The 21,464-nt window shown below is 70.0% G+C and carries 18 protein-coding genes; 3 read left to right on the forward strand and 15 right to left on the reverse strand.

All coding sequences use genetic code 11. The features are described 5' to 3' along the window. Positions 1-5: 5 nt before the first annotated feature. A complete protein-coding gene (locus AUL33_RS07415; RefSeq protein WP_062205987.1) occupies positions 6-1,055 on the forward strand; it encodes an acyltransferase in 1,050 nt (349 codons plus the stop codon). 3 nt (positions 1,056-1,058) lie between these two features. On the opposite strand, the gene AUL33_RS07420 is transcribed toward AUL33_RS07415, so the two are convergent. The 6 genes from AUL33_RS07420 to maiA all read right to left on the reverse strand — a co-directional run bounded on the left by AUL33_RS07420 (position 1,059) and on the right by maiA (position 7,843). After that, a complete protein-coding gene (locus AUL33_RS07420; RefSeq protein ID WP_062205990.1) occupies positions 1,059-2,564 on the reverse strand; it encodes a tripartite tricarboxylate transporter permease in 1,506 nt (501 codons plus the stop codon). 12 nt (positions 2,565-2,576) lie between these two features. Next, positions 2,577-3,080: a tripartite tricarboxylate transporter TctB family protein gene (locus AUL33_RS07425; protein ID WP_062205993.1), complete on the reverse strand. Its 504-nt coding sequence runs from the start codon at positions 3,078-3,080 to the stop codon at positions 2,577-2,579. 136 nt (positions 3,081-3,216) lie between these two features. Beyond that, on the reverse strand, positions 3,217-4,200 hold the full coding sequence (locus AUL33_RS07430; protein WP_062205996.1) for a tripartite tricarboxylate transporter substrate-binding protein: 984 nt from the start codon (positions 4,198-4,200) through the stop codon (positions 3,217-3,219). Positions 4,201-4,547: 347 nt separating this feature from the next. Then, entirely contained in the window at positions 4,548-5,600 is a 1,053-nt protein-coding gene (locus AUL33_RS07435) for a bifunctional transcriptional activator/DNA repair enzyme AdaA (protein WP_062205999.1), read from the reverse strand. Between the two features lie 1,112 nt (positions 5,601-6,712). After that, complete coding sequence (locus AUL33_RS07440; RefSeq protein ID WP_062206002.1) at positions 6,713-6,922, reverse strand: cold-shock protein; 210 nt, start codon at positions 6,920-6,922, stop codon at positions 6,713-6,715. Between the two features lie 255 nt (positions 6,923-7,177). Continuing rightward, positions 7,178-7,843, reverse strand: coding sequence for a maleylacetoacetate isomerase (maiA, locus tag AUL33_RS07445; RefSeq protein ID WP_062206005.1), 666 nt, complete (start codon positions 7,841-7,843; stop codon positions 7,178-7,180). A gap of 199 nt (positions 7,844-8,042) precedes the next feature. Here maiA and AUL33_RS07450 point away from each other — a divergent pair, with 199 nt between their 5' ends. Beyond that, positions 8,043-9,176 (forward strand): iron-containing alcohol dehydrogenase, encoded by a 1,134-nt coding sequence (locus tag AUL33_RS07450; protein ID WP_062206008.1) that lies wholly within the window; start codon positions 8,043-8,045, stop codon positions 9,174-9,176. A 25-nt stretch (positions 9,177-9,201) separates the two neighbouring features. On the opposite strand, the gene AUL33_RS07455 is transcribed toward AUL33_RS07450, so the two are convergent. Both AUL33_RS07455 and oiaX read right to left on the reverse strand, forming a co-directional pair. Continuing rightward, on the reverse strand, positions 9,202-10,533 hold the full coding sequence (locus AUL33_RS07455) for a four-carbon acid sugar kinase family protein (protein ID WP_062206011.1): 1,332 nt from the start codon (positions 10,531-10,533) through the stop codon (positions 9,202-9,204). Positions 10,534-10,544: 11 nt separating this feature from the next. Next, entirely contained in the window at positions 10,545-11,834 is a 1,290-nt protein-coding gene (gene oiaX, locus AUL33_RS07460; protein ID WP_062206014.1) for a 3-oxo-isoapionate-4-phosphate decarboxylase OiaX, read from the reverse strand. Between the two features lie 130 nt (positions 11,835-11,964). Here oiaX and AUL33_RS07465 point away from each other — a divergent pair, with 130 nt between their 5' ends. Then, on the forward strand, positions 11,965-12,675 hold the full coding sequence (locus tag AUL33_RS07465; RefSeq protein ID WP_062206017.1) for a transcriptional regulator NanR: 711 nt from the start codon (positions 11,965-11,967) through the stop codon (positions 12,673-12,675). A gap of 53 nt (positions 12,676-12,728) precedes the next feature. Here the strand turns inward: AUL33_RS07465 and AUL33_RS07470 are convergent, their stop codons facing one another. The 7 genes from AUL33_RS07470 to AUL33_RS07500 all read right to left on the reverse strand — a co-directional run bounded on the left by AUL33_RS07470 (position 12,729) and on the right by AUL33_RS07500 (position 21,334). Beyond that, positions 12,729-14,723 carry a hypothetical protein gene (locus AUL33_RS07470; RefSeq protein WP_062206019.1) on the reverse strand — a complete coding sequence of 665 codons (1,995 nt, stop codon included), beginning with the start codon at positions 14,721-14,723 and terminating at the stop codon, positions 12,729-12,731. A gap of 5 nt (positions 14,724-14,728) precedes the next feature. Further along, complete coding sequence (locus AUL33_RS07475; protein WP_062206020.1) at positions 14,729-15,760, reverse strand: Gfo/Idh/MocA family protein; 1,032 nt, start codon at positions 15,758-15,760, stop codon at positions 14,729-14,731. 73 nt (positions 15,761-15,833) lie between these two features. Continuing rightward, positions 15,834-16,661: a phosphogluconate dehydrogenase C-terminal domain-containing protein gene (locus tag AUL33_RS07480; RefSeq protein WP_062206021.1), complete on the reverse strand. Its 828-nt coding sequence runs from the start codon at positions 16,659-16,661 to the stop codon at positions 15,834-15,836. Between the two features lie 130 nt (positions 16,662-16,791). Next, positions 16,792-17,859, reverse strand: a complete 1,068-nt coding sequence (locus tag AUL33_RS07485; protein WP_062206022.1) for an ABC transporter permease — start codon at positions 17,857-17,859, stop codon at positions 16,792-16,794. After that, on the reverse strand, positions 17,856-19,439 hold the full coding sequence (locus AUL33_RS07490) for a sugar ABC transporter ATP-binding protein (protein ID WP_062206023.1): 1,584 nt from the start codon (positions 19,437-19,439) through the stop codon (positions 17,856-17,858). Before AUL33_RS07490 ends, AUL33_RS07485 begins: the two co-directional genes overlap by 4 nt. Next, on the reverse strand, positions 19,436-20,098 hold the full coding sequence (locus AUL33_RS07495) for a DUF2291 family protein (protein WP_062206024.1): 663 nt from the start codon (positions 20,096-20,098) through the stop codon (positions 19,436-19,438). The genes AUL33_RS07490 and AUL33_RS07495 overlap by 4 nt, the downstream gene beginning before the upstream one ends. A 297-nt stretch (positions 20,099-20,395) precedes the next feature. Beyond that, a complete protein-coding gene (locus AUL33_RS07500) occupies positions 20,396-21,334 on the reverse strand; it encodes a D-ribose ABC transporter substrate-binding protein (RefSeq protein WP_062206026.1) in 939 nt (312 codons plus the stop codon). Between the last annotated feature and the right edge of the window lie 130 nt (positions 21,335-21,464).

The raw sequence follows: 21,464 nt of genomic DNA on the forward strand, positions 1-21,464 counted from the left end.
CGGCGATGATCGCGAACCTGCAGACCCTGCGCGGGATCGCGGCATTTCTGGTGGTGCTGTTCCACGTGACCGACAGCGCCGGGCGCCTCGGGGCCGATGCGGTGCTGCCGGCCTTTCCGGCGGGCGCGGGCGGCGTCGATCTCTTCTTCGTCATCTCCGGCTTCATCATCTGGACCACGACGCGTGGGATCCGGGCGCCGACGCCGGGCGGCTTTCTCCTGCGCCGTCTCGTGCGGGTGGTGCCGCTCTACTGGCTGCTGACGCTTCTCCTCGCCAATGTCGCGATCCTGCGCCCCGACCTTCTCGGCGCCACCGTGATCGAGCTTCGCCACTTCCTCGCCTCGCTCGTCTTCCTGCCCTGGCCGCACCCGACCTTCGGCCTCTACAACCCGTTTCTCGTGGTGGGCTGGACGTTGAACTACGAGATGGCCTTCTACGGCCTCTTCGCGCTCGTTCTCCTCCTGCCGGAGCGGCGGCATCTCGGGGCGGCGATCGTCGCGCTCGTCGCGCTGGTCGTGACCGGCCGTCTGGTGCGCCCGGAGGGCATCGCCGGCTTCTACAGCGATCCGATCGTGCTCGAATTCGCGCTGGGTCTGGCGGTCGGCGGGTTCTACACGGCCGGTGCCCGGATCGGCGCGGGGGCCAGCGCGGCGGCGGCGCTCTGCGGGGCGGCGCTCCTGCTTCTCGGGCCGCTTCTCGGCCCGCCGGAGGCGCGGGTGCTGACGGCCGGGCTGCCGGCGGCGATGCTCGTGGCGGGCGCGGTGTTCTTCGAGCGGGCGCGCGGACCGCTGCGGATACCCGGCCTCGCCCGGCTCGGCGACGCCTCCTATTCGCTGTATCTCACGCATCTGTTGACGCTGCCGCTGGTGCAGATCGTCTGGCGCAAGACCATGCCGGCGGCTGCGGGCGCGTCTGCGTTCGGGTTCGTCGCGGCGGCGGTGATCGCCTGCATCGGCGTCGCCATCCTCTGCCACAGGCTAGCGGAACGCCCGCTCGCCGCGTTGCTGCGCCCGCGCCGGGCGCGCGTGTCACAGAGGGCGGGCGTCGCGGCCTGAGGCTCAGTCCTCCTCGACGAAGACGGCCTTGCGCTTGCGCCGTATGCTCGGAAGCGCGGCGGCGATGACGGCGGCCAGACCCAGCGCCAGCAGCGTCGCCGAGATCGGACGCGTGACGAAGATCGACGGATCGCCGCGCGAGATGATCATGGCGCGGCGCAGGTGCTCTTCCAGCAGCGGCCCGAGCACGAAGCCGAGCAGCAGCGGCGCCGGCTCGCAGCCGAGACGGATGAGCACGTAGCCGAGCACGCCGAAGACGCCGATCGCGTAGACGTCGAACGGATTGTTGTTGATCGAGTAGCAGCCGATCGCGGCGAAGAGCACGATGGCGGGAAACAGCACCCGGTAGGGGATGGTCAGCATCTTCACCCAGAGCCCGATGAGCGGCAGGTTGAGGATGACGAGGAGGACGTTGCCGATCCACATCGAGGCGATGATGCCCCAGAAGAGGGCGGGCTGCGTGTTGATGACGTTCGGCCCCGGCGTGATGCCCTGCAGGATGAAGGCGCCGACGATGAGCGCCATCACCGGATGGGCGGGGATGCCGAGGGTGAGCAGCGGGATGAAGGAGGTCTGCGCCGCCGCGTTGTTGGCGCTTTCCGGCCCCGCGACGCCCTCGATGGCCCCATGGCCGAACTCTTGCGGGTTCTTCGAGAGGTTCTTCTCCAGCGAGTAGGAGGCGAAGGACGAGAGGACGTGGCCGCCGCCCGGCAGGACGCCGAGGATCGAGCCGAGGATCGTGCCGCGCACCACGGGCGCGGCGATGCGCTTGAAGTCTTCCTTCGTGAGCCAGAGGTTGGTGACCTTCTTCACCATGACCTCGCGGTCGTTCTCGTTCTCGAGATTGCGGAAGATCTCGGCGACGCCGAAGACGCCCACCGCGATCGAGACGAAGTTGATGCCCTGGTAGAGCTCCAGCCGGTCGAAGGTGAAGCGCGGCGTGCCGGTGTAGATGTCCTGGCCGACCGTGCCGAGCAGCAGGCCGAGGCAGATCATCGCCAGAGCCTTCGCCACCGAGCCGTGGGCGAGCGAGATCGAGACGAGGAGGCCGAGCACGATGAGGGCGAAATATTCGGGCGCGCCGAACTGCAGCGCGACGCGGGCAAGCGGGGGCGCGGCGACCGCGAGCAGCATCGTCGCCACCGACCCGGCGAAGAAGGAGCCGAGCGCGGCGGTGGCGAGCGCCGGTCCGGCGCGGCCCTTGCGCGCCATCTGGTAGCCGTCGATCGCGGTGACGGCGGAGGAGGATTCGCCGGGCAGGTTGATCAGGATGGCGGTGGTGGAGCCGCCGTACTGCGCGCCGTAATAGATGCCCGAGAGCATGATGAGAGAGGTGACGGGCGCGAAGGTGAAGGTGATCGGCAGCAGCATGGCGATCGTCGCGGTCGGGCCGATACCGGGCAGGACGCCGACGAGCGTGCCGAGCAGCACGCCGACGAAGCACCAGAAGAGGTTCGTCACCGTGAAGGCAGTCTCGAAGCCGAGGGCGAGATTGGAGAGGAGATCCATCGGAGCCGCCCGTCAGAAGGAGAAGAGGGAGCCGAAGGTCGGCAGCGAGACGTTCAGCCCGACCTTGAAGATCAGCCAGCAGAGCGCCGCCAGACACAGCGCGATGGCGAGCGCGGCCAGCGGCGAGTTCTTCGCCGAGGCGAGCGCCACCATGAAGGTGCAGACGACGACCACGGGCACGAGGCCGAGCGCGGTGCCGAACTCGCCGAAGACGGCGAGCGCGGCGCAGACCAGCACGAGGCCCTTCCAGGCGATTGGCGAGGGGGTGATCGTCTCGTGGCGCTTGAGGCTGGTGACGAGCACGACCGCGCCGAAGACCGCGAGCAGCACCGCGAGGAAGAGCGGCATGAAGCCCGGTCCCATCCGCAGCGCCGAGCCGAGCGGATAGGTGGACGCCTCCAGCCCGAAGGCGATCGCGATGGCGATGAAGATCGCCCCCGCGATCACGTCGCGCCGCGAGCGCACGTCGCCGGGCTTGTCCCCGGTGCCGCCGATGGTCTCTCCGGTTCCCTGCATCCCCTGACCCCTCCCAAAGCTCATTCACGCTGCGGATGGCCGACGCCGAGCCGCGGCCCCGCCGGCGGGCGGGGTCGCGGATACGTCGGTTCGCGAGAGCCGCGACGGCGCGAAAAGCCGCGCGGCGTCTGGTTCTTCAGTCGGCGTAGGTGCCGGCGGCCTGGATGATCGGGCGCCAGAGCTCGATCTGCGAGGTCAGTTCCGCGGTGAGTGCGGCCGGCGTCGCCTGATCCATCGGCACCGGCGCGGTGCCGAGTTCGGCGAAGCGCGAGACGACGGTGGCGTTCGCCAGCGCCTTCTGGAGCGCGGCCTCGAGCTTGGCGGTGATCGCCGGGTCGGTGCCGGCCGGGGCATAGAGGCCGTGCCATACGCCGATCTGCAGCTTGTCGAGGCCGACTTCCGTCGTGGTCGGCAGATCCGGCAGCGAGGCGACGCGGGTCGGCGTCGTCACCGCATAGGCCTTCACTTCGCCGGCCTTGATCTGGTTGGTGGTGTTGGTCGTCTGGTCGCAGAGGAGATCGACCTGGCCGCCGATGATGTCGGTCATCGCCGGAGCGGCGCCCTGGTACGGCACGGTGATCATCTGGACGCCGGCCGCTTCCTGCAGCAGCATGCCGCAGAGATGCGAGGCCGAGCCGATGCCGGCATGGGCGTAGGTCGTGTCGGCGCCCTTCTCCTTCAGATAGGCGAGGAGCGCGGCGGCGTCGGCCGGCTCGAAGTCCTTGCGCGCGACGATCGTCATCGGCACGGAGGTGACGAGGCCGATCGGGGCGAAGGCCTTCAGCGGATCGAAGGCGAGGTTGCGGTAGAGGGTCGGCGCGGTGGACATGCCGATATGGTGGAGGAGCAGCGTGTAGCCATCGGGCTTGGCGTTCGCCACCTGGCCCGCGCCGAGCGTGCCGCCGGCACCGCCGACATTCTGCACGAGCACCTGCTGGCCCAGTTCGGTGGACATGACCTGCGCCACGAGGCGCGCCACCGTGTCGGTCGGGCCGCCCGCGGAGAAGGGCACCACCATCGTGATCGGCTGCGTCGGGTAGTCGGCCTGTGCGAGGGCGGGCGAGGCGAGCGCCGCGAGGGCGCCCAGCGAGGCCAGGAGCCCCTTCAGGATGTTCGACATGGTTCCTCCCAGAAATGTCGGCGCCCACAAGACACGGGCCGTGCGGCTTTTGCATAGCATCGCGAGAGGCTTGTCCAGCCTGTGGCAGCAGATGGGCCGATCTAAATTTTTAAGGCGAGGTAACTCGCTCCTTGTCTGACTTTTGATCGGCGGATGCGCGAAAACTGTTCTGACGCGATATTGTACACGGCGGGGACCGGCTGACCGGAACATCGGCACAGGTCAGATCTTCGAGCAGAAGCTTATTGCATCGCGATATCACGAAGACGTGTATACATGGTCGCCGATGGGACGCAGCGCGAAGGGCCTTGGGCGGTGGCCGAAAAAGGCGCGGCGGTGGTACCGGCTCAGCCCGCGATGCGTCGCTCGTGTTCGATCAGCCAGCGCTTTCGCCAGAGACCGCCGCCATAGCCGGTCAGCGCGCCATCGACCCCGATCACCCGGTGGCAGGGCACGAGGATGGCGATCGGGTTGGCGCCGTTGGCGCGGGCGACGGCCCGCACCGCCTCGGGTCGGCCGATGGCAATGGCGACCTCGCGGTAGGAGCGCGTTCGCCCTGCCGGGATGGCGCGCAGCGCCTGCCAGACCTCGCGCGTGAAGGGGGTGCCCTCGGCGGCCAGCGCGACGCGGAACGGATCGGCCTCGCCGGCGAAGTAGAGGGCGAGTTCCGCCTCCACCGCGTCGATCGGGGCGGCGCGGCCGAAGCCGATGGCCGACCGCGTTCCACGGCGAAGGCGCAGCAGCTCGCCCGGCAGCGCCTTGCGATCGAGAAATTCGAGGAGATGCAGGGCGTGGCGGTCGGCGACCGCGAGCATGGCGCCGAGCGGGGTCTCGATCCAGTCGGCCTTCAGGAGATCGCGTCCGCGAAGCTTCGCCGGATTGTCCTCGACGAGCCGCGCGACGGCCTCGCGAAAGCCGCTGCCCGAATCGTATCCCGCCTCCATCTGCGCCTCGATGACGCTGGCGCCCTCCGTCAGCCGGTCGATCCCGAGCCCGGTGCGGCGCAGGCGCGCAAGGTCCAGAAAGGTCATCCCGACATGGCGCTTGAAGGCGCGGCGCACGGTGGAGGGGTCGAGGCCCATCACGGCAAGATCCGCCTCGCGCCAGAGCCGGTCCGGCGCTTCGTCGAGCCGCGTCATCAGCGCGTCGACGAGGGGCTCGCGCGCCCGCATCCGGTCGAGCGGGCGGCAGCGCCGGCAGGGGCGGAAGCCCGCTTCGAGGCATGCACTCGCGGTGTCGAAGAAGCGCGTGTTCCGGCGCAGCGGCTTGCGAGCGGGACAGGTGAGGCGGCAGAAGATGCCGGTGGTGACGACGCCGACGAAGGCATGGCCGTCGAAGGCGGGATCGCGCGCCAGGAGCGCGGCGTAGAGGGTGTCGGGATCGGGCAGGACGCTCAGCATGGCTCGCAGTCTAGCGCGGGATCGCGCGGTGCGCCGCCAGGAACCGGGCGTTGATTTTTTGGGCGGCGTTTGCTGCGGCACGGATGCGCTGGCCTTGCGCACGAGCCCCGGTCTCGAACCCCGGCATGGTCTTTGCCTTCGGGCCGGGGCGCTCGTTCGCGCCCTTCCCGACACGCTCTGTCGAGGAGACTCCATGCGGAACCGCGCGATCTCGGCGCAACGGTTTTCATGGCCAGTGAGCCGCAAGGCGGCGTCAGAGTTCATCTGCCGCCGGGCATCACGTGGCAGGGCGCTGAGATCGAGGTGGTGCGGTGTGATGGTCTTGCCGAGTCGCCAAGCGGGTGTCGAAGCCCCTGGCGCCGAGCGGTTCCAGGCATTCTCCCCGCCAGAAGATGGGCTGGCCGCAGGTTGGGCTGCAAGGGTTCGTCCGTGACGCGGGAGCGATGCTCGGTAGATGCGGCAAGGCGCGTCGCCTCCGATGCCGATGCCTTCACAGATGCCGGGCAAGGCGCGCGGTCTTGATCGGCTGCATCGAAGAATGATGCGTCCACTCCGGCGCACGCCCCGACGATCCCCGCGATTCACGCCTTCGGATCGGGTGCGGTCAAGCTCGTGAGGGCTGGCCCTTCGAGCGCCGGAAGAGGGATCCAACGGCAAGTTCCTGCGATCACGCGGGCACCCATTCTTGCTGCGATCGGATCGGATCGGATCGGATCGGATCGGATCCGATGCGCCAGCAGCCGAAGGTCCTGCGTGCCAGCGTTTGGGGGTGAGGCGTGATCGACAACTTCGGGCCGTCTCCAGCGCAGCGGAAGGTCAAAGCCGAAGCAGGGCAACGCGAACCCAAGGCCCGACCGAACTCGAACCCTCGGTGATGAGAAATCCAACGCGGGACGATCCCCGATGATCGAAAGCCTGAAACGCAAAAACCCTGCGGCTCGCAAGAGCGCAGGGTCCAGGCGATGACGGGGCCTTATTCAGGCCGGACCGTCAAACGTCGCATCAAAGCTTTGCTGCCAGTACATCCGTGGTCAGCATCGCTCGAGCGAATTTCTTGTATCAAGCCAGACTTGCGGGAGGCTTGCGGGAGGGCCCGAAGGCCCTCGCGGGGCTCAGAGAGCCTTGAGGTTGTCGGCCGACATCTTGCCGGTCTTGCGGTCGGAGACGAGCTCGTAAGAGACCTTCTGGCCGTCCTGCAGGTTGCTCATACCAGCGCGCTCGACGGCGCTAATGTGAACGAAGGCGTCCTGGCCGCCATTGTCCGGAGCGATGAAGCCGAAGCCCTTGTCCGCATTAAACCACTTAACGGTTCCCGTAGCCATGGGATACCTTTCTACATATAATGTTCTATCAGGCTGCAGACTTGCGGCCCGTTGTCATCGAAGTGTCAGGAAGAAACGAGAAGAGCAGGCGCTGGCAATGAAGCAGCGCAGGGCCAAACTGTCCGGCCGTCTATCGACTGTCTCCATATGCTCCCTTCCCGCCGCGGATGCAAGGCGACGCCCGCATTTTTTTGGCCCGCGGCTTCGACCGCCTCCCGCGGATCTGGCGATCGTCCGGGCCGGCGCTTGGACGGATCAGGGTTTGGGAGCGCCCGCCTGCCGGTAGGGATCGGCGGCGGCGAAGGCCTCGATCGCCTCGCAGCGCGCCATGATGCGATCGACCGTCGGAATGCCCTCGACCTTGATGTCGAAGATCTTCGCCACGACGGGAATGCTGGCGAGGCAGATGTCGGCGATCCCGACGCTGTCGCCATGGCAGAAGGCGCCGGTCTCGGCCTCCGAGGCGAGGCGCTGCTCGACGGCCTGGAGGCCCGTGGTGAACCACTGGATCTGCCAGCGCTTCCAGGCGGCATCGTCGAAGCCCGCCTCCTTCGTCAGGTAGCCGCGCACGCGCGGCGTGATCAGCGGGTGGGTGTCGCCGGCCAGCATCGCCGCGATCGAGCGCACCCGCGCCCGGCCGCGCGGATCGGCGGGCAGGAGCGGCGGGGAGGGGGCGATCTCGTCGAGATATTCGAGGATCGCGGTCGACTGCGTCATCGGCGGATGACCGGGCTCGATGAGCGCCGGGATGGCGCCCATCGGGTTGATCTTGAGGAACTCGGGGTCGCGCTGCTCGCCCTTGATGAGGTCGACCGTGTGCTCGGTGGCGGTGAGGCCCTTCAGCGCCAGCGCGACGCGCACCCGGTAGGTCGCGGAGGTCCGCCAGAAGGAATAGAGTTCGAACGTCGGGGTCTCGGTCATGCCAGCGGTCTCCGGTCGTGTCCTGAGACGCCAACTAGCCGGGCCGCGCCCGCCGTCCAGAGGGCGAGGCACCGCGAGAGGGCCGGCCGTCGACCGTTGCGGGATGGCGCGGGGTCTGCGAGCCTCGGGCGCACTCGCTCAAAGCCGGCCGCAACGCCGGACCGCCCCCCGCCTTTGACTTCCAGCCGCCGGTCCGCCCATGCTCGACTTCACCTTCCAGACCGCCCGCTCGCTTCTCTGTGCGCCCGGCGCCTCCGCGCGCATCGGCGAACTCACGGCAAACCTTCACTGCCGGCACGTCCTTCTCGTCTGCGATCCCGGCGTTCTGGGGGCCGGCCTGCCGGATCGAGCGCTGGCGGGGCTGGCGGCGGCCGGCATCGCGGTGACGGGTTTCACCGACGTGCGCGCCGACCCGCCGGAAGAGATCGTCGAGGCCGGCGTCGCGGCGGCCCGCGCGGCGGGGGTCGACGGGATCGTCGGGCTCGGCGGCGGCTCCTCGCTCGACGTCGCCAAGCTCGTCGCGCTGCTGGCGCCGGGGACCGAGCGGCTGGACGACATCTACGGCGTCGGGCTCGCCAAGGGGCCGCGCCTGCCGCTGATCCTGGCGCCCACCACCGCCGGCACGGGATCGGAGGTGACGCCGATCGCCATCGTCACCACGCGCTCGGGAGAGAAGCGCGGCGTCGTCTCGCCCCCGCTGCTGCCGGACTGGGCGGTCCTCGACGCCGACCTGACGCTGAAGCTGCCGCCGCACGTCAGCGCCGCGACGGGCATCGACGCGATGGTGCACGCGGTCGAGGCGATCACCTCGAAGCGGCTGCGCAACCCGGTCTCGGATGCGCTGGCGCGCGAGGCGCTGCGGCTGATCGGCGCCAACATCCGCACGGTCTGCCGCGACGGAGCGAACCGCTGGGCGCGCGAGGCGATGCTGCTCGGCTCGGCGCTGGCGGGCATGGCCTTCGCCAACGCGCCGGTCGCGGCCGTCCATGCGCTGGCCTACCCCGTCGGTGCGCGCTTCCACGTGCCGCACGGCCTGTCGAACGCCATGGTGCTGCCGGGCGTCCTCGCCTTCAACGCGCCCGCCGCCGCCGCCGACTATGCGGACATCGCGCAGATCCTCTTTCCCGAACATCCCGGCCGGTCGCTCGGTGAGAGCTTCGCGGCGCTCGCCGCCGAGATCGGGCTCGACATTCGCCTTCGCAGCGCCGGGATCACGGAGGCCGACCTGCCGGCCCTCGCCGAGGACGCCATGCGCCAGACGCGGCTCCTCGTGAACAATCCGCGAGAGATGAGCGAGGCCGACGCGCTCGCCATCTACCGCGCGGCGCTCTGAACCTAGTGACGATCCCGCTGCCGGCTCAGGCGATACCGTCGCGAAGGCGCACGAAATAGTCGTCGTTGCCGACCTGGCCGCCCTTCAGGGCGATTTCCAGCCCGTCGAAGGCGGGGGTGTCGCTGTGGGCGAGCGAGACGGGCGAGCCGGGCGTCTCGGCCAGCGGAAAGCGCGGCGTCAGGGCGTGGACGTCGAGCTGGCGCAGGGCGTGGCTCGACGTGTCGCCGCCGGCGATCACCGCGCGGGTGAGCCCGGCTTCGGCGACCAGCCGCGCCTGGAGGCGGCCGAGGCCGCGCCCGATCGCGTGGCGGGCGCCGTCCTGGCCCGCGATCTCCTCGCCCAGATCGCTCGCCGGACCCATCGCGGTGTGGACGACGAGCGAGCGCCCGGCGGCGAGGCGCGCCAGGGCGTCCGTCGTCAGCGCGGCGATCGCGGCCTCGTCGCCGGCAACGAAGGCGCGGGGGTCGAACGGAACGGCGTCGAAGCCGGCGCTCGCGGCATGGTGGATCTGGCGCTCGGTGGTCGGCGAGCAGCTGCCCGAGACCACCGCGAGCCGCGCCACCGGCGGCAGGGGCGCGAACTCCGCGGTGCCCGAGATCAGCCCGTCCGCCGTCCAGGTCTCGGCCAGCGCGTATTCGACGCCCGACGAGCCGACCGCGAAGCGGCAGCCGGCCTCGATCAGGCGTTGCAGCTGGCGCCCGGCGGCGCGCTGCGTGCGCGCGTCGAGGACGTCGAGAAGGATCGCGCCGGGGTTTTGCGCCAGCGCGGCGTCGACCGCCCCGTCGGCGGCGCCTTCGCCGAGCGCCAGATGATCGACGAGCGCGACCGGGAGGTCGCTCTGGCGGGCGAGGTGACGGCGCAGATCCGCTTCGTCCATCGGCGTCACCGGATGCCGGCTCATCACCGGGTGCCTATCGATGCGGAAGACCTCGCCCCGGAAGGCGGCGAAGAGTTCGCCGAAGGCGGTGTAGCGCTTCAACTGCGGTGCGCCGACGACGATCGGCACGGGGCGACCACCGAAGGCGGTGCGGCCGAGCTCGATGGCGCGCCCGATATTGCCGAAGGTGGGCGAGGAATCGAAGGTCGAGCAGACCTTGTAATGGCTGATCCCGGCGCCCTGTGCCGCCAGCCATGCGAAGGCGGGGGCCAGATGCCGGTCCATCCAGTCCGGCGTCTCGGAGCGGCTAGTGCCGGCGATGCCCAGCGCCCGCACGTCGGGAAAGCGCGCGCGCTGCGCGTCGGTCGGTCGGTCGAGGAAGAGCACGGTCTCGACGCCGCGCAGCGCCAGCGCCTCCATCACGTCGGTCGAGCCGGTGAGATCGTCGCCATAGAAGGTGAGGAGGAGGGGGGTGGACATGGCGGGTTCCATCAGGTGGCCGGCGAGCCGGGCGTGACCGGCGTGCCGCCGAACTTCTTGAGCGAGGCGGCGAGTTCGGGATGCTCGCGGGCGTAGACGGCGAGATCGATGCCGGCGCGCGCGGCCTCCCAGGCCTGTGTGACCGCGCGCACCCCGTCCGCCGGGCCGCCGGGATGGCTGACGACGCCGCCGCCGCACAAATACAGGAGATCGGTCGAGCCGCCGGTGACACGGAAGGTCTCCGGCGCCTGCCCGCCCCACTGGCCCGAGCAGACCACGGGCAGCGGACGATCCTCCGGCTTGAAGAGCGGTTTCCGCAGCGCCTCGAAGGAGCGCACGAAGGAGGCGTCGGGCTCCCAGTATTTCGCGGCGATGCCGTTGATCTGGAACTGGTCGACGCCGAGCAGCCGCCAGATCGTCTCGTAGACCGGGAAGTCGAGGCCGAGGGCGGGATGGCGGGTGAGGATGTCCCAGCCGTTGCGGTGGGCGTGCAGCGCCAGCCCCGAGCGCTTGCGCAGGAAGAGCATGGCGCCCATGCCGATCGAGTTGATGTTGACCACGGCCGCGTTGCCGCCGGCCGCCAGCACCGCGTCGTGGTTGCGCATCATCTCGTCGGGATCGGTGGCCGAGATGCCGAAGGCCATCATCACCTTCTTGCCGGTGCGCTGCTCGTGGTCGAGGATCACGGGCATCACCGCCTTCACGCGGGCCTCGAGGCTCGAATAGGCCGGGCTCATCAGCTTCTCGTCGTCCTTGACGAAATCGACGCCGGCCTCGGCCAGGTCGCGAATCATCGCGGCCGACTGCTCGGGCAGGAGGCCGAGCGCCGGCTTGACGATGGTGCCGATGATCGGCCGGTCGCGCGGCACGCCGCTGAGCGCGAAGGAGCCCTCGATGCCGAATTGCGGGCCGGGATAGCGGGTCGCGAAGGCCGGCGGCAGCTTGAGCCCGACGACGCGGATGCCGGTGAAGCCCTTGATGGCATAGACGCCGTTGATCGCGATCGTCATCAGCGCGGCGAGATCGGTGCCGACGGCGTCGAGGGGATAGGCGATGTCGGCCTCGCCGCGGCGGTAGGGGCCGGGGCGGCCCGCCGCCTCGCGGCCGAAGCCGGGCTCGTCGGTGGTGCCGAGATCGCGCAGGCTCAGAACCCGCGCGGCGACGCGGGCCTTCAGCTCCGGCGTCTCGCCCGGCAGCGCCACGAAGGTGCCGGTGGACTGGTCGCTGGCGATCTTGGTGGCGAGCGCCTCAATCGATCCGGCGGTCTCGATCCGGTAGGTGACGACGATCTCGTCCCGCATCCTATCTGTCCCTTCCCGGCCTGCACGGCCCTATCGAACTGTCCGGCTTGTCTGGTATCGTCATCATACCAAACCGACGCAGAGCGCTTGCGGTCCGCGTCGGGCGGCCCCCTTCGGAGACCCCGACCTCATGAGCGTTCCCGTCGAGCCGATCGTGCGCCGCAAGCTCTCGGCCGAGGTCTTCGTGCGGCTGAAGGCGATGATCACAGGCGGCGACCTGCAGCCGGGCGATGCCATGCCCTCCGAGCGCGAGCTGATGGAGCGCTTCGGCGTCGGCCGGCCGGCGATCCGCGAGGCCATGCAGGCCCTCGCCGGGATCGGGCTTCTGGCGATCTCGCACGGCGAGCGGGCGCGGGTGCTGGCGATGACGCCGCGTTCGCTCTTCGGGCAGGTGGACGCGGCCGCCGAGATCATGCTGCAGACCTCGCCGGCGGCGCTCGGTCATCTGAAGGAGGCCCGCATCTTCTTCGAGCGCGGGCTCGTGGTGCAGGCGGCGGCCAAGGCCGGGCCGGAGGACGTGGCGGCGCTGGAGGAGCTTCTTCTCGTGCAGCGCGCGGCGCTCGGCCAGGCCGAGACCTTCATCGCCGCCGACATGCGCTTCCACCAGCGCATCGCCGCCATTCCCGGCAACCCGATCTTCGAGGCGGTGGCCGAGTCCATGCTCGGCTGGCTCAAGCAGTATCACACGGAGATGCTGATCTGGACCGGCAAGGAGAACCTGACGCTCGTCGAGCACGAGGAGATCGTGGCCGCCATCCGCGCCCGCGACCCGCAGGCGGCGGAGGCCGCGATGGTGCGCCATCTCGAACGCTCGCGGGCGCTCTACGTGCACGCGGGGTAGGACGGTCGAGCCACCGGACGGTCGGATCGGGTCCCGATGAGACGGTGCCGGCATCAGCGGACCAGCCGGGCGACGGCGTAGGGGCCGAGCGCGAGCGTGCCGGAGGCCGGCTGCGACGGCGGCATGGCGCCGGCTGCGGCGATGTCGAAGCGCGCGACGTCGAGCACGCGCAACTCGGCATCCGCCCACGCGTCGCCGAGTTGCGCCGTCTGATCCTCGCCGGTGAGGTTGGCAAGCCAGAGTTCCGTCGTGCCGTCGCCCCGCAGGGCCGCGAACCCGTCGATGCGGCCGGGCTCGCCCGACGTGACGCTGCGGCGCGGGCAACCGGCGAGCGCGGCGAGCGCCTGCGCCACGTGGAACTGCGGCACCACGCCCGTCTCCGAAAGCAGCCCGCGCGGGCCGGCGAAGGCCGCGCCTGTCCAGACCGCGACGTCGCTGGATCCCAACCGCGCGGCGATGCCGACGAGCCAGGCCGCGGCGAAGAGGCCGCGCTGGCGCGGGTCGTCGCCGGCCATGGCGATGCGGCGGCGCCCGGGGTTCGCCATGGTGCGCGAGCCATAGGGGTTCTGGCGCATGCCGATCGTGGTGGGGCCGAGATGGTAGGGTCTGGCGCCCATCAGGGCGCGCGCCGTGCGGGTGATGAAGGGCAGGGCCTCCAGCGTCTGCATCACCGAGAGATCGTCGGCGGCGTGGACGATGGGGCAGGTGGCGTGGGTGACGAAGTCGAGGGCCTCCACCGGCACGCGCTTGCGGTTGAGCTCGGTGAAATAGCTGAACATGCCGCCGCCGAGCGTCACATCGGGAAAGGCGGCGCGGGCGGCATGGTAGACCTCGGCGAGCGGCGGGCAGGCCGGCCAGGCGCTGCCGGGCGGCGTCGACTGGCGGTCCACCGACGGGCCGACGATGACGGCGTCGAGGCGCAGGCCGCTGGCGCGAACGAGCGCGGCGAGGTCGGGCAGCTCGGCGGCGGGGTCACGCAGGCCGGGCACCACGCATTCGAGATGGATCGCGGCTTGCGGCAGCGCCTCGGCGAGGCGCGCGAGGGCGGCGAGTTCGCCCGCGCCGTGGCCGGCCACGGGATCGAAATGGAGGAGGAGGTGCCGGGGCGCGAGGGCGCGCAGATGCGGAAGCGCGGCCAGCGCGGCCTCGACCTCGGCCGGCGCGGTCGCGATGCCGAAGCTTGGCATCGGAGGGGCGGCAGTTTCATCGAGCGAGATTTCGACGGCGGTGCGCCCGCCGGCGTGCGTTGGGGGCTTCGCGCCGGTGGTGGCGGTGGCGCTGGCATGCCCGGTCCCTGTCGCCTTGCTCACCCCCGACACGCCCTCGGTCGGCGCCGTTCCCGCGATCTCCAGCACGATCCGCTGGCGCATCAACTCGCCGGCCGGCAGCGTATAAGGCCAAGGCAGGGCGAGCGGGCGGACATAGGTCTTGTAGGAGGCGTCGGACCAGGCGCGCTGGTCCTCCATCTCGAACGTGTCGCCCTCCATCGTGCAGGTGGCCGTCACGCCCGCCGTCACCTCGTGGGCGATGGCGCGCATGTCCTGGAAGGGCTGCCAGGGTTCGATGAGATCGGGAAAGCGCGCAGGCTCCAGGCTGCCGTCGACATGGGTGACGCTCGCGGGCCGGCCGGCCAGCGCCTCTACGGGATGGAGGATGCAGAAGCCACAGCGGTTGGTCTCGAAGGCGGCGTCGGGCACCGCCTCCACCGCGAAGACGAGGCGAACGGCATCGCCCGACACCTCGGCCATGATTTCGGCGGCAAAGCGCAGCGTCGCGCCGGCCTCAGTGCGGCAGGCCGCGCGGTAGCGCACCGTGAAGCCGGCTTCGGTCTCCTCCACCGCGAGGTCTTCGACATCAGGCGCATGGGTGCCCCAGTCGCGGTCGCGTACGACATAGGCCACCGCGCGCAGCACCTCGATGCCGCGCCAGCGAAGGGTGCGAAGGCCCCCCGCAACGAGGTCCGCGGTGAGTTCGCCCGCTGCGAGACGCCGGCTTTCTGGCGGCGGCTCGGTGGTGCCGGTGAGCTTGAGGCGGGTGGCAGCGTCCATCGGGGTCAGACCTCCGTGGCGGGATCGACGGTGCGCCCGGTGGCGGCGGAGAGATAGGCGGCCTCGACCAGCGCCAGCGTCTTCAGGTTGTCGGCGCCGGACGTATCGGGCGCGGACCCCGCGCGCAGGCACTCGACGAAGTGCCGCTGGATGAGGAGGACGCTTTCCTGGATGTTGTGCCAGGGGCGCGAGGCCCAGGGCAGGAGTTCGGGCGAGACGTCCTCGTGGCGCGTGCCGACGCTCGTGGTGACGCTCAAGCGATAGCCGGGTCCGAGCTTCAGCGAGCCCGCCGCGCCGTCGATCTCGACCAGCGTCTGGGGGAACAGCTCCTCCTCGGCGCGCGTCGCGTAGGAACAGTCGACGACGCTCGTCATCGCGCCCGCATGCGCGAGCAGCATGGTCGCCACGTCCTCGCCGCGGATCGCCGGATTGACGCGGGCCGTGCGCGCGGTGATCGCCGCCGCATCGCCGAAGAGGAAGCGGGCGACGTCGAGCGAGTGGATGCCGAGATCCTCGATGATGAAGCGCTCGCCCTCCGCCAGATAGGGCTGGCCGGAAAAGACGTCGTAGGCCGAGCGGAACGAGACGCGGCCGAAGAAGGGCGCGCCGATATCGCCGGCTTCCAGCACCCGCTTCACCGCGAGGATGGCGCTCTGCCAACGGAAGTTCTCGTGCACCATCAGCGGCACGCCCGCCGCCTCGCAGGCCGCGACCATGGCGCGCGCGTCGGCCATCGTCGGGGCGAAGGGCTTCTGGCAGATCACCGGGATCCCGAGCGAGGCCGCGAGTTCCACGAGCGCCCGGTGGCTCGGCGCGGTGGTGGCGATGTCGACGAAGTCCGGCCGGACCTCGCGCAGCATGGTCTCGGCGTCTGCGTAGCGCGCCGCGATGCCGAACTGTTGGCCCACCGCTGCCAGCCGCGCGGGATCGCGGTCGCAGATCGCCGTGATCGAAGCGCCGGGCAGCTGGGCCCAGGCATGCATCTGGTTCACCGCGAAGAAACCGCAGCCGATGAGGGCGCCGCGAAGGGTCGTCATGCCGTCACTCCGTCGAAAATCGATGTCGCCCGCCGCCTCGGAACCGACCGGGGCGGCGGAAGGGGCGCAGGCCTCAGGTGATGCGCTGGATGGAATCGGCGAGTTCCTTGGGCTCGAAGACGCGCTTCCAGTCGTCCTTCATCAGCGCCGGCTTGCCGAACTCGATCGCCTTGTTGCAGGCGTCGGAGAAGACGCCGGGCGTCTCCTCGAAGATCACGGCGCCGAGCACGTTCATGTGGCCGAGCAGGAAGTCGCGGGCCGCCTCCTTCGGCACGCCGCGCCGGACCACCTCGTCCATCGCCTCGCGCATGACGTCGAGCAGCGAGGCGCAGACCGTTTCCGACAGGCCGGGCTCGAGCAGCGCCATCTGCTCGACGGTGATGCGATGCGAGCGCATCACCGGCGCCCAGATCACCTTTGCGACCTCCTCGCCCAGCGCATAGTGCGCCTCCGGCCCCTGCATCAGCGAGGAGACGATGTGCTGCTTGGCGGCCACGCCGCCGAAGAAGTCGCGCTTGGCGGCCGGGTCGGTCTCGTCGTTGAAGATCGGCGGATGGCAGGGATGGGTGACGAAATAGGTGAGGTCGGGGCGCACCGGTAGGTGGCCGGCGAAGGGCGCGGCGGCGTCGAGCACCACGACGATCGTGCCGGGCTTGAGGTCCTTCTCGATGCCGGCGGCGACCTTGCCGATGAGCGTGTCGGGCACCGCCAGCACCACGACCTCGGCGCCGTCGAGGGCTTGCCCCGCGGGCACGCAGTCGAAGCCGAGACCGGTCTTCAGGCGCTCCTGGCCGGCGGGGCTGAGCTCGACATGCGCCACGTCGAAGCGCGAGCCCTTGAGGTTGGAGGAGAGCCGGTAGCCCATCTTGCCGCCGGCACCGAACAGGGCGATCTTGGTCATGGCTGCTTCTTTCTCTGGAATGCGAAGGCAGGGGTGGAGGACGGAGCGCGACGATCCCCGTCGCGATCGCGCGGGCGACCATTCCGATCGCAATTGCGCAGGCGCCAATTCCGACCGGAATGGCGCGGGTTCAACGACCCAGCGCCGCCTGGCGCTGGAGGGCGATGCGCTGCTGGAGGCGCTGCTGGAACTGGTCGACCACCACGGCCGCGATGATCACGAGGCCCTTGATCACGGTCTGCCAGAAGGACGAGACGCCCATCATCACGAGGCCGTCCGAGAGGATGCCGATGACGAAGGCGCCGATGATGGTGCCCCCGATCCGGCCGCGCCCGCCCGACATCGACGTCCCGCCCAGCACCGCCGCCGCGATGGCGTTGAGCTCGAAGGTCTCGCCGGTGGCGGGATGGGAGGCGACGAGCTGCGAGGCGACGATGAGGCCGACGATCGCGGCGCAGAAGCCAGAGAACATGTAGACGAACATCTTCGTCCGGTTGACCCGGATGCCCGAGAGCGCCGCGGCGCGCTCGTTGCCGCCGACCGCGTAGATGTGGCGCCCGAGCGGGGTGCGGGCGGCGAGATAGGCCGCACCGAGCCCGACCACGATCAGCGCGCAGATCGACACGGGCACGCCGAGAATGGTGCCGGCGCCGATGAGCGGGAAGCTCTGCGTGCCCCATTCGGCCGAGCCGCGAAGGTTCGGGAAGGTGGCGCCGTCCGAAGAGAGGAGGGCGAGGCCCCGCGCGACGTAGAGCGTGCCGAGCGTGGCGATGAAGGGCGCGACGTTGAGCCGGGTGATGAGGAGCCCGTTGACGACCCCGACCAGCACCCCGACGAGCAGCGTGATCGCGACGATCTCGGCGGTGTTGAAGAAGACGGTCTGGCCGATGAAGCCGATCTCGACGCCGTTCAGCACCAGCCAGCCCGCCACCATGCCGCAGAGGCCGACGATGGAGCCGACCGACAGGTCGATGCCGCCAGTGACGATGACGAAGGTCATGCCGATGGCCAGGAAGGCGTTGAGCGCCACGTGCTCGGCCATGATGACGAGATTGGCGGTCGACAGGAAGTTCGGCGCCGCGAAGGAGAAGAAGGCGACCACCGCGATGAGCGCGATGAAGGTGCGCGCCTTCAGGAGGATGAGGGCGGGCGAGACCTCGGGACGGGTGGCGGGGGACGCTGCGGGAGCGAGGGTCATGGGCGGGTCTCCGCGCGGACGGGAAGGGTGGTGCGGGGGGCGTGGCCGGCCGCCGAGAGGGCGACGACATGCTCCTCGGTGGCGTCGGCCCGCGGCAGGTCGCCGGTGACGCAGCCGTTGGACATGACGATGATGCGGTCGGACAGCTCCATCACCTCCTCGAGGTCGGAGGTGACGAAGAGGATGCCGAGGCCCTCGGCGGCCAGCGTGCGCATGACGCGGAAGACCTCGGCCTTGGCGCCGATGTCGATGCCGCGGCTCGGCTCGTCCATCAGGAGCACCTTCGGCCCGGTCATCAGCGCCTTGCCGATGACGATCTTCTGCTGGTTGCCGCCCGAGAGCGAGGAAACGGGGCTCTCCAGCCCCGCGACCTTCACCGCGAGGCGCTTGACGAAGTCGGCGACGGATCGGCGCTCGCGGCCGACGTCGAGATGGAAGAGCGTCGTGAAGCTCTTGAGCGACGACAGGCTCATGTTCTCGGTGACGGAGAGGATCTGCACCAGACCTTCGGCCTTGCGGTCCTCCGGGATCAGCGCGATGCCCTTGGATATGCGCCCATGCACCGTGCGGTCCTTCAGCGCCTGCCCATCCAGCACGACACGGCCGGTGGCGGCGTCCTCGCGGCCCATGATGCAGGAGAGAAGCTCGGTGCGCCCGGCGCCCATCAGCCCGTAGATGCCGACGATCTCGCCGCGCCGAAGCGACAGGGACACGTGGTCCACCGCGAAGCCGCCGGCCTTGCGCGGCAGGGTCATGTCCTCGACGCGCAGCACCTCGGCGCCGAATTCGTGATGGACGGTCTTGGCGAAGTCCTTCGAGGAGGCGCCGATCATGGCGCGCACGATCCAGGGCACGTCGACGTCGGTCATCGCGCGCGAGCCGGTGATGCGCCCGTCGCGAAGGACGGTGATGAAGTCGCCGATGCGCACCAGCTCCTCCAGCCGGTGCGAGATGTAGACGATGGCGACGCCCTGCGCCTTCAACTCGCCGATGACGCGGAAGAGAATGTCGACTTCCGCCGCCGAAAGCGCCGAGGTCGGCTCGTCCATGATGAGGATGCGCGTGTCCTGCGCCAGCGCCTTGGCGATCTCGACGATCTGCTGCTCGCCGATGCGCAGGTCCCCGACGAGCGTATCGGGCGAGTTGACGTGTTCGAGGCGCTTGAGGAGGTCGCGCGCGACGCGGCGCTGGGCCTCCATGTCGATGTCGATCCCGGCGCGCGTCGTCTCGCGGCCGATGAAGATGTTCTCGGCGATCGTCATGTTCGGAAAGAGGTTGAGCTCCTGGAACACGATGCCGATGCCGGCGGCGCGGGCGGCGGCCGTGGAGAGCAGGGCGATCGGCCGGCCGTCGAGGATGACTTCGCCGGTGGTCGGCTGCTCGACGCCGGCGATGATCTTCATCAGCGTCGACTTGCCGGCGCCGTTCTCGCCGACGAGCACGTTGACCGCGCCGCGGCGCACGTCGAAGTCGACGCCCTTCAGCGCCTGCGTGCCCGGATAGACCTTCGTCGCACCGCGCACGGAGAGGACGATGTCGCCGGCGGCCGCCGCGACGTCGGGATGGACGGCCTCGCTCACGCGCCGGCTCCGAGCTTCACCGAGACCGGCGTCAGCAGCACCTTGTCGCCGGCGCCCTTGAGGGTGAAGGCGCCGACCGCCTCGATGGTCTGGCCGGGAAGCGCGTCGCGCGGCAGGTCCTTCAGCGCGGTCTCGAAGGCCTGCGTGTTGAAGGCCTTGGCGACGTCGGCGAACTCGATCTGGTTGGCGTAGCTCGTAAAGGTGACGAAGGGCAGGGCGTCGCGCAGCGACGTGCCCTTGATCACGGGGCCGAGCTGGATCGTCACGTCGCCGGTGCCGTCGCCGTCGGTATCAATGAGCGCGGTCGCGGCGCGCGACTTGGTGTCGGCCGAGACGATCGTGCCGGTGACGCGGGCGAGGAAGTTGAAGGGCGCGCCCTCCTTCACCTCGCGGTAGCCGAACGTCTCGCCCGCGGCCGCGAAGTCGGCCTTAACGGCGTCGCGGATCGCGGCGTAGGGCGCGGCCTTTTCGACGATGTAGGGCACGACCTTGGCGCCGTAGAGCGCGGTGCCCGAGGCCGAGGCGGTGGGAAGGGCCGCGGCCTGCCGGCGGGCCGCGAGCTCAGCCGTGTCGACGAACTTGCAGGCGGGCAGCGCCAGAACGAGCAGCGCGAGCGCCGGGGCGAGGGCGAAGGCGGGGAATCGAAGAGGCTGGGGCATGGCCGGGTCGCTCGATGGGTTGGGTGGGTCGCGCGGGGCATGGGGCGAGCCGGGCGGGGCTGTCGGCCGAGGGGCGGGCAGGGGCCAAAGGTCGGCCCGTCCTTTTCCGCTTCGTCATCCCGGCCCCCGAGCCGGGATCCATGCCCCGGCGCGGGTCGTCCGGGAGCCGACCGGTCGGCACGGATGCCCGTCCTCGACCGGCTTGGACCATGGCGGTGTCCGGGCATGGATCCTGGGTCAAGCCCGGGATGACGACTGGACAGGACGGGGACCAGAACGCTCCCGATCCCGCCTCGCTCAATCCTTCAGCGCGAAGGTCTCGAGCTTGCCGGCGTTGTCGGCGTTGATCAGGATGCAGTCCATCAGCTGCTTCTCCTCGGCGCCGGTCTTGCCGGTGTCGAGATAGGCCTTGGCCTGTTCCACCGCGAGCTGCGCCTGACGGTAGGCGGGCTGCAGGACGGTGGCCTTGATGCCGCCCGCCTTGATGCTGTCGCGCACGTCGTTCGAGCCGTCGAAGCCGACCACGATCACGTCCTTGCGGCCGGCGGCTTCCAGCGCCGCCCAGGCGCCCATCGCCATCGTGTCGTTGCCCGAGATCACGCCCTTGATCTCCGGATTGGCCTGCAGGATCGTCTGCATCTTCTCGAAGGCTTCGGTCTGGCTCCAGTTGGCCGACTGCTTGGCCACGAGCTTCAGGTCCGGATACTGGTCGATCACGTCGTGATAGCCGCCCGAGCGGATGCCGGCATTGGTGTCGGCCTCTCGGCCCACGAGTTCGGCATAGGGGCCGGTCTCGCCCATCAGCTTGACGAACTCCTCGGCGCCGAGCTGGGCGCCCTGGTAGTTGTTCGAGACGATCTGCGACACGGCGATGCCGGTCTCGTTGATCTCGCGGTCGATGAGGAAGGTCGGGATGCCCGCGTCCTTGGCCTTCTGCACGGCGGCGGTGGTGGCGGCCGCGCCCGCATTGTCGAGGACGATCGCCTTGGCGCCGCGCGCGATGGCGGTGTCGAACATCTGGCTCTGCTTGTTGGCGTCGTCGTCGTGGACGAGGATCAGCGTCTCGAAGCCGAGTTCCTTGGCCTTCGCGGCCGCGCCTTCCGACTCCGCCTTGAAGAACGGATTGTCGTGGCTCGGCGTCATGATCGCCATCAGGTCGGCGGCCGAGGCCCCGAGCGGAGCGGCGCAGGCGAGAATGGCGGCGCTGGCCGCCGAGAGCAGGAAAGTCTTGAGCACGGAGGTCCTCCCGGATCGCTTCGGCCGGGGACGCCAGATCGGCCGGTTCTCGGCGCGAACGGACGGCCTCCCGGCCCTGATGACGCGGGCCGCCTCCCAGCGATGCCCCGCCCCATCTCTATTCCTCAAG

Source organism: Aureimonas sp. AU12 (assembly GCF_001463705.1).
In the GTDB taxonomy this organism is placed as follows: domain Bacteria; phylum Pseudomonadota; class Alphaproteobacteria; order Rhizobiales; family Rhizobiaceae; genus Aureimonas.